The 14,950-nt window shown below is 35.6% G+C and carries 15 protein-coding genes; 10 read left to right on the plus strand and 5 right to left on the minus strand.

Annotated features, from left to right (window positions below; all coding sequences use genetic code 11):
* Positions 1-156 precede the first annotated feature (156 nt).
* The 3 genes from KQI21_RS04805 to KQI21_RS04815 form a co-directional block, all read right to left on the minus strand.
* On the minus strand, positions 157-516 hold the full coding sequence (locus KQI21_RS04805) for a YtxH domain-containing protein (RefSeq protein ID WP_216482892.1): 360 nt from the start codon (positions 514-516) through the stop codon (positions 157-159).
* Between the two features lie 120 nt (positions 517-636).
* Entirely contained in the window at positions 637-1,158 is a 522-nt protein-coding gene (locus KQI21_RS04810) for a tryptophan transporter (RefSeq protein WP_216482893.1), read from the minus strand.
* 250 nt (positions 1,159-1,408) lie between these two features.
* Positions 1,409-1,840 (minus strand): HIT family protein, encoded by a 432-nt coding sequence (locus tag KQI21_RS04815; protein WP_216482894.1) that lies wholly within the window; start codon positions 1,838-1,840, stop codon positions 1,409-1,411.
* 1,829 nt (positions 1,841-3,669) lie between these two features.
* Between KQI21_RS04815 and KQI21_RS04820 the strand changes: the two genes are divergently transcribed.
* Together KQI21_RS04820 and KQI21_RS04825 are read left to right on the plus strand one after the other, a co-directional pair.
* Positions 3,670-4,416 carry an ABC transporter ATP-binding protein gene (locus KQI21_RS04820; RefSeq protein ID WP_216482895.1) on the plus strand — a complete coding sequence of 249 codons (747 nt, stop codon included), beginning with the start codon at positions 3,670-3,672 and terminating at the stop codon, positions 4,414-4,416.
* Positions 4,409-5,620, plus strand: coding sequence for an ABC transporter permease (locus KQI21_RS04825; RefSeq protein WP_216482896.1), 1,212 nt, complete (start codon positions 4,409-4,411; stop codon positions 5,618-5,620). The genes KQI21_RS04820 and KQI21_RS04825 overlap by 8 nt, the downstream gene beginning before the upstream one ends.
* A gap of 574 nt (positions 5,621-6,194) precedes the next feature.
* Here KQI21_RS04825 and KQI21_RS04830 read toward each other — a convergent pair.
* On the minus strand, positions 6,195-6,629 hold the full coding sequence (locus tag KQI21_RS04830; RefSeq protein WP_216482897.1) for a ferritin-like domain-containing protein: 435 nt from the start codon (positions 6,627-6,629) through the stop codon (positions 6,195-6,197).
* 105 nt (positions 6,630-6,734) lie between these two features.
* On the opposite strand from KQI21_RS04830, the gene KQI21_RS04835 reads away from it, so the two are divergent.
* The 8 genes from KQI21_RS04835 (at position 6,735) to KQI21_RS04870 (ending at position 14,236) form a co-directional block, all read left to right on the plus strand.
* Complete coding sequence (locus tag KQI21_RS04835) at positions 6,735-7,370, plus strand: phosphatase PAP2 family protein (protein WP_216482898.1); 636 nt, start codon at positions 6,735-6,737, stop codon at positions 7,368-7,370.
* A gap of 82 nt (positions 7,371-7,452) precedes the next feature.
* A complete protein-coding gene (locus tag KQI21_RS04840; protein ID WP_216482899.1) occupies positions 7,453-8,688 on the plus strand; it encodes an MFS transporter in 1,236 nt (411 codons plus the stop codon).
* A gap of 13 nt (positions 8,689-8,701) precedes the next feature.
* The gene (liaF, locus tag KQI21_RS04845) at positions 8,702-9,457 is read left to right on the plus strand and encodes a cell wall-active antibiotics response protein LiaF (protein WP_216482900.1); all 756 of its coding nucleotides are present in this window, start codon (positions 8,702-8,704) and stop codon (positions 9,455-9,457) included.
* A 13-nt stretch (positions 9,458-9,470) separates the two neighbouring features.
* Positions 9,471-10,502, plus strand: coding sequence for a sensor histidine kinase (locus KQI21_RS04850; protein ID WP_216482901.1), 1,032 nt, complete (start codon positions 9,471-9,473; stop codon positions 10,500-10,502).
* A 15-nt stretch (positions 10,503-10,517) separates the two neighbouring features.
* Positions 10,518-11,144 carry a response regulator transcription factor gene (locus tag KQI21_RS04855; RefSeq protein WP_216482902.1) on the plus strand — a complete coding sequence of 209 codons (627 nt, stop codon included), beginning with the start codon at positions 10,518-10,520 and terminating at the stop codon, positions 11,142-11,144.
* A 682-nt stretch (positions 11,145-11,826) separates the two neighbouring features.
* A complete protein-coding gene (locus KQI21_RS04860) occupies positions 11,827-12,258 on the plus strand; it encodes a disulfide oxidoreductase (protein ID WP_216482903.1) in 432 nt (143 codons plus the stop codon).
* A gap of 37 nt (positions 12,259-12,295) precedes the next feature.
* On the plus strand, positions 12,296-12,775 hold the full coding sequence (locus tag KQI21_RS04865) for a thioredoxin family protein (RefSeq protein WP_216482904.1): 480 nt from the start codon (positions 12,296-12,298) through the stop codon (positions 12,773-12,775).
* Between the two features lie 249 nt (positions 12,776-13,024).
* A complete protein-coding gene (locus KQI21_RS04870; protein ID WP_309245503.1) occupies positions 13,025-14,236 on the plus strand; it encodes an iron-containing alcohol dehydrogenase in 1,212 nt (403 codons plus the stop codon).
* Positions 14,237-14,329: 93 nt separating this feature from the next.
* Here the strand turns inward: KQI21_RS04870 and KQI21_RS04875 are convergent, their stop codons facing one another.
* A complete protein-coding gene (locus KQI21_RS04875; RefSeq protein ID WP_216482905.1) occupies positions 14,330-14,827 on the minus strand; it encodes an antibiotic biosynthesis monooxygenase family protein in 498 nt (165 codons plus the stop codon).
* Positions 14,828-14,950 lie beyond the last annotated feature (123 nt).

Below are 14,950 nucleotides of genomic sequence, written 5' to 3' on the forward strand. Positions count from 1 at the left end.
TACAGTACGACATTCTTTTACCAAATCTTTAATGGTTTTGTCATGAAAAAAGTCTTGCATAAATGATCATCTCCTTATTGGAAAGTATATCCATTTACACAAAACTTTTTACACTCTCATTAAAAAGCTTTCCCAATTGAGAAAGCTTCCCATCTCTTATTGCTTTTTAACTTTATCTTCTAAATCCTTTAAACTTGATTCAATTTGTTCCAAATACTGATGAATGTTTTTTTGGTGGGGTTCGACAGTTTTTTTCCACTCTGTTACTGATTTCTTCATATCTTGAGTAAGCTCTTTAATTAATGCAACGCCTTCTTGAGAGGTTTCTTGAATTTGTTGTTTTAAGCGCAACCCATCCTGTTTTAAACTTAGAAGCATTTTTTTCAATTCTAAGGTTCTATCCTTCATTTGATTTCGAAATTTTTTTCCGGAAGAAGGGGTGCTAAGTAAAGTAACTGTCGCACTAACGACACCTCCAACTGCCATTCCCAAAAATAGAGATTTTGCATTAGCCATTTAAATTCGCTCCTTTCTTACTTATTATCATATACCTTTATAGCAAGTATTATTGATGGCGTGGCAACTGTATGACTGTAAAAAATCCTCCGACAAACTTTGTGCCAGAGGATTTTATCATCACGTACTAATTAGCTGTGGTGCTCTTTTTAAAATCCTTTGTGTAATAGGAAAGGCAACAGCTATAATAAGCGTGTTCAGCAGTGCAGCTGGTAATACAGCCATGCTAAACATAGCTAAGAATGAGCCATCCATAATGCCGATTAAAAATAAGACAACACTTAAAAAGATTGCTCCTGAAATCAATGTTCCGATTGTAGTTAGAACCGCGGCACGAATAGTAGGGCGCATTGTTTTCTTAATGATCATAGCTAAAATTAGAAAAAGCATTGCTGTAATCGGCTTATCAATAAGATTAGCTATTTGTCCTCCTGGAGCTGAAGTGGTTAAAGCCGATATGATACCAGTAGCAATAGAAAGTATTACTACATATTTCACTTTAGGAAATAAAAGAATTCCCAAAAACATCATCGAAAGCAGCATATCAGGTTTAACTCCAAATATGACCGGTGGTACAATAGCGTGCAACACAGCCCCAATTCCTACGAATAGCGACAAAATAACTAATACTCTTATATTCATTTGTATACTCTCCTCTACTCAAGCTTTTCTCAGGCTTATTCATCCCAACTGTACACTTGTTGTCAGTTGCAGATATATATTCTCATTATAACAAACATAGGTTTAAATAAAAAGTTTCATTTAAGAAAAGTTCAAAAAACTACGGTAAAATTGTCGACATTTCATTTAACTTCCCTATTCAAAATGAAACTGTTTTAACCCCTTTTTACTCTTTTTTAAACATAAACTTTAACTGGTTTTGTTTATTCTTTTAATTGCTGATCGCTTGGTTAATGGTACGTGCAATTTTTTGCAAATCTTCAGCAGTGTAGTCATCCGTATGAACTTTCCAATTGGAAGAAAAGCCGTCATTTTTCCCGTATCGTGGAAGCAGATGGATATGTAAGTGAAATACAGATTGATCTGCAGGCTTTTCGTTATTATTAAGTAGATTCATTCCAATCGGTTCGTAGGCTACTTTAATTGCATTTGCAATTTTAGGTATTCTTTCAAATAACGAGGCAGCAACTTCAGGCGGAGTTTCATAAATGTTTTTTACATGTGTTTTAGGGATAACTAACGTATGACCTTTCGTTACTTGACTAATATCTAAAAAAGCATATACGTGTTCATCCTCATACACTTTTGCTGAAGGAATTTCCTGATTAATAATTTTACAAAAAATGCAATCTTCATGACTCATAACCTTTCACCATTCCTCTCTTCAAGTTAGTTACTATTGTATCTATATTTAGCATGGATTGTAAAGGATTCTGAGATTATTATCAGAATTTTTATATTACGGCTAATGAAAGATTTAATTCTAATTATAGCCGGTCCCAGCCGAAACTTCTAGGTGAAAAGAACTAGTCATCTTTTATCCCGCATGTAAGGTTCCGTAAGACTCCCACTTCAAAACTTGAGTTGATACAAAAGGGTTTAAGTGGGATAAACGGCACCTAAATGCCCGATTCGTTCAACTAACATTCCGTGTAAAAAGCGTTCTACGGAATGAAGTTTCACTTTATCCCGCATGTAAGGTTCCGTAAGACTCCCACTTCAAGACTTGAGTTGATACAAAGGGTTTAAGTGGGATAAAACGGCATCTAAATGCCCGATTCGTTCAACTAACATTCCGTGTAAAATGCGTTCTACGGAATGAAGTTTCACTTTATCCCGCATGTAAGGTTCCGTAAGACTCCCACTTCAAAACTTGAGTTGATACAAAAGGGTTTAAGTGGGATAAACGGCACCTAAATGCCCGATTCGTTCAACTAACATTCCGTGTAAAAAGCGTTCTACGGAATGAAGTTTCACTTTATCCCGCATGTAAGGTTCCGTAAGACTCCCACTTCAAGACCTAAGTTGATACAAAAGGGTCTAAGTGGGATAAAACGGCACCTAAATGCCCGATTCGTTTAGGGTATAGGACAGGAAAAACGATTTTGTTTTTTAAAGTTGTCGATCTAGAAATTCGTTGCAAAGGATAAGAAAGACTTCCTGATTAAGGCTCGCATGCAGAAAAGTGTTTTTTCCTTTTTCAAAAATAAGAAAAAACTTCGACAGCAACGCATCGAGATTTTTTAACGACAACGAAAGCTAACCAACACATAGCAATTCAAAGTAACAAACATAAGGATCAGTCACTGATGATAAATTCATCACTTATTGCTTTTACTCTATTTCTAACAATTAATTCAGGTTGAAAACATATTTCCTTTTCTGTGCTAATAAATGTTTCAGTGATTTTTGTAATTACCATTCAGACCTATTTACATATAAATAGGAAGATGTTTTTAACACGCTTGTTTTCTTAACGTGTTAAGTGAAAAGAGCCAGCCCCATGTTATATGAAGCTAGCTCTTTCTGAAGGCTATTGGAATGCCATTCTAACGTGGGGACATTGTAAACATGTTCAATAGAGCATCACTGCTTGATTGAATCGTTTACAATAACCTTTGACAGTTTCCGTGAAAGGAAATGGTTGTAAGGTTAAAGCATTAGATTATCGTTCACCAACACTTCCATTTTTGTGCTTTTTACCAAAATGCAGTTTGTATTCATCACCAACACCTCATTTGTGCCTAAGTTAAACGAATCTTACTTCATTTTGAATGACACGAAAAATTTATTGGTTAAAGTGAACTGTTTTGCATCCTGTTGCCTTCAAACATTATTCTTTACAGAAGTTATGTAATTATACACGTTTTTAAAGAAATTTTTGAGGATTTCTAAGAAGTTTGGTTTAAAAAGAGAAGAGAGGGATCAGGCCGGAAAAGGTCGCAGACGCCTTTGCTGCAACGCTACACCAGCACGTCCTGTCGAGTCCAAGTCATGTCTGTAATAGAGTTAAGAGGCGCGAGAAACAGACCAATGAAAAAAATCGATGTCTCTTGCCCGACTTTTTGAACATCCTCTATAAAATGAAATCGTATTTGGCGTCTATCTTTGTCGAAAAAAAACGTACAGTTTGTTTTGGTTTTCTTTTGGACAAATGATAAAATATAAACAATATGAAGAGGAGGATCGGATGTGGAAGCATTGTTACATATAGATGATCTTTATGGAGGATATACTCATAAAAATGTATTACACGGCATTTCTTTTGCTGTTCAACCAGGAGAAATTGTTGGATTAATCGGCTTAAACGGAGCCGGTAAAAGTACTACAATTAAACATGTCATTGGTCTCATGCAAGCTAAAAAAGGAAAAGTTATGGTAAATGGAAAAACATTTCAAGAAAATCCGGAAAAGTATCGCAGCCAAATGGCTTATATTCCTGAAATGCCGATTCTTTATGATGAATTAACCCTTTACGAACATCTCCGCTTAACAGCAATGGCTTATGATATACCAGAGGATGTTTTTGAAAAAAGATTGCCTCCGCTATTAAAAGAGTTTCGAATGGAAAAAAAGCTAAACTGGTTTCCTGTTCATTTTTCAAAGGGGATGCGGCAAAAGGTTATGATCATGTGTGCGTTTATAATTGAACCGCCATTATATATAGTGGACGAGCCATTTGTAGGTTTAGATCCGCTTGGGATTCAGTCCTATCTCCAGCTGATGGAAGAGATGAGACAGAAAGGATCTGGCGTGCTCATGTCGACTCATATTCTAGCTACAGCTGAGCGGTATTGTGATCGGTTTATTATTTTACACGACGGCAAAATTCGTGCTAACGGAACTTTACAAGCATTACAAGATAGTTTTAAAATGCCAGATGCAACGTTAGATGATTTATATGTACAACTAACAAAGGAAGAAGATAGTCATGTTTGATTCGCATGCTTTCTTTAAACAACGTTTTGCAGCACATCTAAAGGAAACTAGTCGTTATTTACGCTATATTTTTAATGGTCATATAGCGGTTGCAATGCTTTTTTTTATCTCTGCCATTGCGTTTTATTATCAAAAATGGCTATTGCAAATCCCGGAAAATTTTCCTGCTGCTTGGGTTATTGGAATTGTATTTGGTCTGATCGCAAGTTACAGCCCTGTTCGAACGTTATTAAAAGAACCTGATCTTGTTTTTCTTATTCCGGCAGAGCATAAGATGAAAGCTTATTTCCGTAATGCATTATTCTATAGCTATATGATTCAGTTATATCTTGTATTACTTGCAGCAGCTGCGCTTGGTCCATTATATACGACGGTCTTTTCGGAGCGTGAAGGCAGCACATATTTGGTCACCATTGCTCTATTGCTATTGTTTAAACTAGCTAATTTAATTGCCAATTGGTGGATGCTTCGAGTAAGAGAACCTGCGTTAAGACGTTTGGATTTAATTGTAAGAATAGGATTAAATATAGCTGTCTTTTCCTTTATTATTGCTTCAGATATGGTATTAGCTGGTATTACCACGATATTATTTGTAATCATATTTTTGTATGATTTTCAAATAGCTAATAGGCGAACTGGGATCCTTTGGGACATATTAGTAGAAAAAGATCGTAATCGAATGCAAGCCTTTTACCGCCTAGCAAATATGTTTACAGATGTTCCACATTTGAAAAGCCGTGTGAAGAAGCGATATTTGCTTGTTCAAATGGCAAATCGTGTTCCTTTTTTTAAAAAACATACATACGACTATTTATACCGTATTACATTTATTCGCAGTGGTGATTATTTGGGAATGTATGTACGGTTGTTAGTGATAGGCGGAATAATCATCTATTTTATTCCACCAATCTGGTTGAAAGTTGTATTTGCGATTTTGTTTATTTATTTAAACAGCTTCCAAATGATGGCACTATACCAGCATCATCGGACGATTATGTGGATTGATCTGTACCCGATCGTTCAGAAGATTCGCCAGCAGTCACTGTTAAAGTTACTATTACAATTAAGTTTATTGCAAACTGGATTATTCTCCATTGTATTTTTAATAATTGGTGAGTATTTAGGAGCAATTGCTGCTTTCATCGGTGGCTCATTGTTTGCTGTTTTATTTATACAAGGGTATGTAAAACAGAAATTAGCTTAAATATAAAGTGAAACTTCATTTCTTGGAATGCTTTTCCCAAGAAATGTTAGTTGAACGAATCGGGCATTTAGGTGCCGTTATCTCCCACTTAGCCCCTTTTGTATCAACTCAGGTTTTGAAGTGAGAGTCTTACGGCACCTTACATGCGGGATAAACGAACGAAAAAAGAGGCTGGGACATAACTAAAACAGCTGATTAAAAAACGAACAATAAATCGCCCTTGTGTATATGCAAGTTTTTAGCGTAGTCAAAATATGTAGACTCCTGCGGGAATAGCTCGAGCTGAAGATCCCGCAGGAAAGCGATCTTTGCTTTCCGAGGAAGCTGAGGCCGTGCCCGCGGAAAGCGAAATAGTTTGACGTAGCGATGATAGGAATTTTTTTAACACAAACAAACCGAACAATTATAAATGAATTGTTCGGTTTTTGCTATTTAGTATTTGCTTATGTCCCAGCCTCTTATATTTTTCTAACGTGATATAAGTTATTCTTCAAATCCTGTTTCCGCTAAGAAAAGGTGCACAGGCAAGAGACCATAGCACTTAATTAACAATTTGATTGCACTTTTATTTATCTTATGCTAAACGAGGATCATTTAAGAGACGTTCAATTTCTTCTTTATGATGTGTTTCATCTGCAATAAGATCTTCTAGCTTTACAACAAGCTCAGTGTAGCCTAGTGCCTCTGCCTGTTTTTTACGTTGTTCATAACGTTTAATTGTATCTGTTTCTGCTTGCAGTGTAGCTTTTAATAAATCTTTTATTTCTGTAGGTTGTGGTACTTCAGCTGCTTTAGTAGTAGGTGTTCCACCTAGTGACTTGATTTTTTCCGATAAGTAAAGTGCATGTCCTAATTCATCACTGATTTCGGCTTCAAAGAATGGCTTAAGTGCGGAACGATATAAACCGCTAACGACAGAAGCGCTGTACGTATATTGAATCGCTGCTCCGTATTCATTAGCAAGGTCTTCATTTAGTCCATCAATTAATTCTTGTAGTTTTTTTTCCATATGTTATCCATCCTTTCATAAAATAACTAGTATACATATTATTTCCCTATCCTAGTTTTTTTGAAACATAAATTTGGGTATGATGAACAAATAGGAGGGATCACTATGAATAAAAAAATGTTCTTTATTGCTTTAGTAAGTACTATTATTGGAATCTGGATGTATCAATTGTTTCATAATAGAATTCCTTATATTGACAAGTGGACACGTAGTCCTGTCGAGCAACTGGAAAATACAATGGTTTATACCATCTTTCGTTGGATTACAGAGCTAGGTTCATCTACTTTTACGACTCCTTTTGTAATTATGATGTCTTTTGTAATCTGGTGGCTATACCGCAATATTTTGCCAGCACTGGTTATTAGCTTTGGTACGCTGTTTACACATTATTTCAATGTTGCAATTAAGCAGCTAGTGGAACGTGAGCGCCCTAGTATTTTAGCAGCTGCTAATGCAGAAGGACATAGTTTTCCATCTGGACATGCAATGATTTCAATAGTTTGCTATGGCTTAACAGCCTACTTTCTTAGTCAGAAAGTTAACACTACGAAGAAGAAACGATGGATTGTAACTTTCTTTTCCTTACTTATTTTCTTGATTGGTATGAGCAGATATATTATTAATGTTCATTATTTAACAGACGTTATCGCCGGATTTTTTATCGGATTTTTATGTTTAAATGGTTTGATATATCTTTATAAGCAGTTGAGAAAGAAACAGTTATTTCAGTCTCGAGGCTGATTGAATAACATTCTAAGGAACGTTTCTCCTCAAGGAAGATAGAGGTAAGCTTAATCTATATTATTGGAGGGAGTCCTTACGAATGACTATCATTGTCCAAGAAAATCAGGCATTGCCTATTTTTAAAAATCGAAATTTTTTATTGTTATTTATAAGCTCTTTGTTTTCAGCACCTGGATATTATGTATACTTAATCGGTGCAGAGTGGTTAATGTTAACATTGAGTGAAAATCGTTTTTATTTTGGTATGTTATTTTTCGCTGCTTCTGTACCACGCTTATTATTATTAGCACTTGGTGGAATTGTTGCAGATCGTTTTAATAAACGAACCATTCTATTTTGCTCTGATTTGTTAAGGGCTTTATTAATTGGTGCACTACTTTTATTCCTCTATTTTGATGTCGTTACTGCTTGGCATTTAATTGTATTAGCTGCGTTATTTGGGATAGCTGATGCGTTTAGCTACCCGGTTACTAATTCATTAACTCCTTTATTATTAGAAGGAGATCAGCTACAAAGAGGGAATTCACTAATTCAAATGACGTTGCAAATAAGCCCAATTTTAGGTCCGGCAGTTGGTGGGACATTAATTGCTGTACTTGGATTTATGGGGGTTTTCACTGTTGGATGCATCATGCTTCTCATTGCTTCTATTACTGTACTATTTATTCAACTATCGAAAACAGAAGAGACAGAAAACGAAAAAAATTCAGCTTGGGAGGATTTAAAGGAAGGATTTATTTATGCACGGAAAAGTCAATTGATTATGTCAATTGTTTTTATCGCCTTTTTCATTAACTTTTTCTTTGCCGGTCCTTTTTCAATTGGTATGCCTATAATTGTTAAAGACGTATTTGCCGGAAATTCTATCAGTTTGGCTGTTATCCAGACGTCTATGGGAGCAGGTGCAATGTTAGGCGCAATATTTTTATCGATAAAAAATATTAAAAAGCCTGGAATGATATTATTATATAGTATAATGTCGATAGGGTGTTTATATTTTTTAACTGGGATGTCCCACTATTTGTGGTTAAGTGCAGGCTTTGTATTATTAATGGCTTTCTTATCACAGCTAGTTAATATACCGGTATTTACGATTTTACAAAAAACGACAGATAAACGAATGTTAGGAAGAATGATGAGCTTACTTGTAACCGTATCTACCGGCTTAATTCCGGTATCTTATATAGCCACTTCCCTATTAATTGCTATTGGAGTAAGTGTTCAGCAAATCATGATGACTAGTGGTATCTTTATCATTATCATTGCGCTATTTAGTTTAAAGAATAAGCGGCTTCGTACGCTTGGTTCTTCATAGAGGTGAAAAAATATTGAAAGGTATTACTCGTTTGTTTATTGCAGTTTCTTTCATTGTGATTGGGATCCTGCTCGTTCTGTTCAATTTAGGTTTCCTTACGTTTGATTTTTACTATCTTTGGCTATATATTTATCCTATTTTCTTTGTCATTGTTGGAGGAAAATGGCTCATTGCTTACTTCAAAAAAGAAGGAGGAAGCTGGGCAGCAGGTTCGCTTTTTCTTCTCTTCGGATTATTACTACTATTGGATCGATTTGAAATGATTCATTTTACGTTTAAAGATATTTTTAAATTATGGCCATTACTCATTATTTATACAGGTATCACTTTATTAAAAGAGAGCAAAATAATCGGCGTGCATTCATGGGGAAATATGGATAAACCGAAAACGCATAACCCCCGTTCATCTATGTTTTCAGTAGGAAGCCATGAATATTCAAGCCCAAATTGGAAGGTGGAGCCGTTGCATCTATATAATATGGCTGGAGATTTTTATTTTGACTTTTCCAAAGCATTTATGCCGGAGAAAGAGATTCCCATTAGCATCCGTTGTTTAGCTGGGGATGTGACGATATTAATGACGGAAAATATCGCATTTCGCGTAGATGCAACTGTACAAGCAGGTGAGATTAATGTACTCGGTCAGCAAGTAGAGGGAATTATTAACCGGACCATCACTTATGAAAGTGAAGATTATGACTCTACTATTCGAAAGATTGACTTTACCATAAAGTTAAAAGCAGGGTCTATCAGGATAGCTTATGTGTAGGGGGAAACTCTAAATGAATCGCCGCTTTGTTAGTCTTCGCTACAGCTATATACGTTCTCATTTGTATGGAATGTTTATTACTTTCATTTTATTGTTATCGATCACACTATCCATTTACGTTTTACTTAAACCAACATGGTTAACAGTGGAAAGTATTTTTCTAAGTATTGCTTTATATTTTGGGATTGCTTTTATTGTCTCTGTTTATGCTGGATTTAAAGCTGGGGGAAATTTAAAGTATCGATTTGATTACTTATCTACACAAATTACTCAATTTGCCAATGGCAATTACCAATCACGACTATTTTTCAATGAAGGAGATGAAATGACAAGAGTTGCTGGTGAGTTAAACGAATTAGGAGAGAATTTGCAAAATCAAGTCAAATCATTACAACGAATGGCCGATGAAAAGGCCGATATGGCAAAAGCTTCCTATAAAACGGCAGTTATTGAAGAAAGACAAAGAATAGCAAGAGATTTACATGATGCAGTAAGTCAGCAGTTATTTGCGCTATCGATGCTATCAGAAGCAGCAGTCAAGCAATTTGATCACTCACCAGAATTAGCTAAGTCACAAATACTAGATGTGTCAAAAATTGCCCTGCAATCACAGGCAGAAATGCGTGCTCTGTTATTACATTTACGTCCAGTCCATCTCTCAGGAGAGCCATTAGCTGAGGGCATTAAAAAACTAGTAAACGAATTGCAACAAAAGTGTCGGATTGATTTTCAACTATCTATTTCAGAAAACCTTGATTTAACAGAAACAATCGAGGAGCATGTATTTCGAATCGTCCAAGAAGCAATGTCTAATATTTTACGTCACTCTAATGCCACGAAAGTAATTACCCATATATTACGGAAATCGAATGAATTATTTATCCATATTAGTGATAATGGAAGTGGATTTGATGTTCATCAAGAAAGAAAAGCCTCTTATGGACTAAAAACAATGAAGGAGCGTACTGAAGAGCTCGGAGGAACCTTTGCTATTCGTTCTAATGATGCTGCAGGAACCTATATCGATATTCGCATACCTTGTTAGAAATGAGGGAAGAAAATGATTCGAGTTGTAGTGGTAGACGATCATGAAATTGTAAGAAAAGGTATTATTGCTTATTTGCAAACGGATAAAGAAATAGAAGTGGTTGGAGAGGCGGCAAATGGGCAAGATGGTATGAAAATAATCATGAATACACGACCGAATGTTGTGTTAATGGATTTAATCATGGATAATGGAAACGGCATTGAAGCGACCAAAGAGGTGATGCAAGAGCTGCCTGATTGTCGGATAATTATTCTTACAAGCTATTATGATGATGGGCAAGTTTTCCCAGCATTACAGGCAGGTGCCTTTAGCTATATGTTAAAAACTTCCTCAGCTGTTGAGATCACAGATGCAATAAAAAAAGCGTATAAAGGAGTGAACGTTATTGAACCAAAGGTTGCTGGAAAATTAGTGTCCAATTTTCAGAACGGGGAAAAGAAGCGACATGATAGTTTAACAGAACGCGAATTGGAGGTCCTGTTGTGTATTGGAAATGGCATGACGAATCAGGAAATAAGCAATCATTTATATATTGGGGTTAAGACTGTTAAAACACATGTTAGTAATATTTTAGCCAAGCTTGAAGTCAATGACCGTACACAGGCCGCTGTTTATGTACACAGAAATCATCTATTATAGAAAATGGCTTTGGCCCGTTATCTAAAAACGTAAAAATCGGAGAATCAACTATTAGTAAATTTTCTTAACGTAACAGATGGATCAAACATTAAAAGAACTGGAGAAATGATATAATACTAGATGAGGATTAAGCTGAAAAAAATAGTGGAGATCAACGGGTTTACAAAGTACAATAATTTTAAAAAAGTATATTGTAAATTTGACTGGAAGTTCGCTGTTAAAAAATCAAGCTAACTTTCAGTAAGGAAGTGTGAATAGTTAAAGATACATAAGCTTTTTAGGGGAAACAACTAGTTTTGAAGATTCGATGCGGTATTTTTCCAGGCTTTTGATTCGTTTCTTTAACTAATAATGAATTTTATCCCGCCATGTAAGGTTCCGTAAGACCCCCACTTCAAGACCTGAGTTGATACAAAAGGGTCTAAGTGGGAGAAAACGGCGCTTAAATGCCCGATTCGTTCAAGGGCCTTTAGGTCATACCATTAAGGTACTAACATTCAGTAGGAGATGGAAGAAAACTCCTACTGAATGAAGTTTCACTTTATATTATCATATTCATTAAATTATCTATCTTAATAAAACAAGGAAAGCAAAATAAGGTCTATGTCGTTCTATACGTGAGAATTACGTAATGAACACATTACTTCTTTACGTGACATCTTTAAAAAGAAAGGAATATTCTATGGCAACATTATCAAAAAAAGCAGAAAATATATTGCTGCTTATCTGGGGTCAAGCTTTTATTGCGATGTTAGGGAGTTTGTTTTTTTCTGAAGTCATGGGATATCCGCCTTGTGAGCTTTGCTGGGTTCAGCGGATTCTTATGTATCCGTTAGTAGTTATTTATGGGGTAGCTGCCTATAAAAAAGATATTTCGATTGCTTTACCCGGTCTTATTTTAAGCGGAATAGGTATGTTTGTTTCCACCTATCATTATTTAGTTCAAAAACTTCCTGTTTTACAAGAAGCAGGCAAAGCATGCGGATTAGTACCTTGTAATGCGACATATATCAACTTTTTAGGTTTCATTACGATCCCTTTTTTAGCTGGAACAGCATTTATTATTATTTTTGTCTTACATTTGATATTAATTCGCTTTAACTCAAAATCATAAATAACTAGAAAGTGCTTCGGTGAAAGGAGAAAAAGAGATGAAGAAAAAGCTACTTATTTTTGCTGGTGTGATCCTCGTATTATTCGCTGGCTTATATTTTGTTGTGCAATACAAAAATAATCAAGTAGTAGAGAAAAATGAAAATCCGTATGGAGATAAACAGCTTGAACAAGCCACGATTGATCAATTGGATGATCCAAATTATAAAAATCAAATGATGCCAGATGAATTGAAAGAAAAAGTGGAGAGCGGTGAGCCGGTGACTGTTTATTTTTATAGCCCTACATGTACACATTGTCAGTCGACTACTCCATATCTTGTTCCGCTGGCAGAGGATAATGATATTGATCTGAAAAAGATGAATCTTCTAGAATTTAAAGATCAATGGGATGTCTATGGAATTGAGTCCACACCGACACTCGTTCATTTTGATAAAGGAAAAGAAGTGTCAAGAATCGAAGGAGATCAAGGAAAAGAAAACTTTCAAGCTTTCTTTGACAAGTATGTAAATAAATAGTAAAGAACATAAATAATATATTAGGTGAAAGAGTTAAAAGCCAGCTACTTATTAGTTGGCTTTTATACTATGGAAAATGAAAGATATAAACAAGTACTTTAGGTTATAGCGTTTTTTCATCTATGCTAAGACATAGCAAATTTATTAGCGTGTCGGTGCGTAATCAAAGGACTAAGAAGTACGTAGCAACATGGCGTTGTCAGTGGAAGATACATTACGATACAAGAAACAAAAGAGGGAGGGAATTTATTGTTTTATACATTATATTGTCGGGTTTACCAGCACATCATGAAAATTGGAAGTAAGTTTGTAAAGTGGCGTACCCCCGTATTGATTACGGGGGAAAATAGTTTGCAACAGCTTCCGGATGTGTTGCTGCAAAAAGCTCAAAAGCGAATTTTAATTGTTACAGATAAAGGGATACGTGCAACAGAGCTACTGGATAAATTATGTACTTATTTACAATCAGCAAGTATTAATTACGTCCTATATGATGAAACAGTTCCAAATCCTACCATTGAAAACATAGAGGGAGCGCTTACTATGTTTCAGCAACAGCAATGTGAGGCAATTATTGCTTTAGGAGGAGGTTCAGTCATTGATTGCGCAAAGGTGGTTGGAGCCAGGTATGCTTGTCCAGATAAACCAATTTCCAAGATGAAGGGGCAGTTAAAGGTTCGGGTGGAAACACCACCATTATATGCGATTCCAACTACTTCCGGTTCAGGAAGTGAAGCAACACTGGCAGCAGTTGTTAGTGACCCTAACACTTCTGAAAAGTATGCCATCAATGATCCAGTACTTATTCCTAACTACGCTTTGCATGATCCAAAATTAATCGCAATTCTTCCCCCCTTTATGACTGCAACAACAGGTATGGATGCATTAACCCATGCAATTGAAGCATTTATTGGAAAAAGCAATACGAAGGAAACAAAGGCTTGGAGTAAGCAAGCGGTCAAATTGATTTTTGAAAATTTAGAACAAAGCTATTTAGATGGAAAAAATATGAAAGCCAGAGAAAATATGCAGCATGCCGCCTATTTAGCTGGGATGGCTTTTACCCGTGCATATGTCGGCTATGTTCACGCTATTGCTCATACATTTGGCGGATTTTATCATGTACCTCATGGACTGGCAAATGCTATTATTTTACCATATGTACTGGAACATTATGATGAAGCTGTTTATGATACGTTAGCTGAACTTGCAGATGTGGTTAATCCAGTTCATCAAACAGACAGTAACAAGGAAAAAGCGCTATGGTTTATTAAAGAGATAAAACGGATGAGTCGAGTAATGAATATTCCAGAGAAGTTGGGCGAAATCGAGCAAGAAGCTATTCCTAAGATGATTGAGAGGGCTTTGCAGGAAGCAAACCCATTATATCCGGTTCCGAAAATATTTACAAAACAGGATATGTATCAACTTTATTATCAAATTGTCGATTTTAAAACATAACAGCTTCTGTACGGTGCAGAAGCTGTAAACAACTTTCTATAGAGTAAAAAGAAAAACAATTACTAGCTAAATGGCATGTTAGCAAAGCTATATTTACTCCTCTTCGACAAACATCTGATAGGTTGTTAAAAATGGGCGTTCTGCGAAATAATCAGGTGGTTTGGCGGATTGATTTTTATGAGACTGCTTGAATTGATCAGAATTCTTCCAGTTCTCAAAGTCTTTGACACTTTGCCATTGGGTAAAGACAATATAGGTATTTCCTTTTTTCGGTTTTAACAAACGAAAAGCTTGAAATCCTGGCATGTTCTCGACATCATGTTTGCGCTTTCGAAATTGATCTTCAAAGACAGGTTGTCCTTCTTCGGTTACGGGAATGTTATTCATAACAACATAACCTTCTTCTTGTATTTCTCCACTTTTTAGAAGAATGTCATAGTCGCGACCAGATACAAAAATACTTTTTTCGTTATCTTCATAATAAGCAAGAGAATTTGTATCGGAATGCATTAGCCAAATCTGTTTATTTGGATATTTATCAGCTAATTTTTTCAAAAAATCTGCCGTTCCATTCGTCATATGAACAATCATTTATTTGACCTCCTTTCTACATAGTATGAAAATTAATAGGTTTAAAATAGAAGTTGATTCTACGTCGTAAAACTTTTAGGTTTTACGTATTAATATGGGGTAAGGATTTACTAGAGCTAAAAC

The sequence above is a fragment of the Virgibacillus proomii genome (genome assembly GCF_018916875.1).
GTDB lineage: Bacteria > Bacillota > Bacilli > Bacillales > Amphibacillaceae > Virgibacillus > Virgibacillus proomii_B.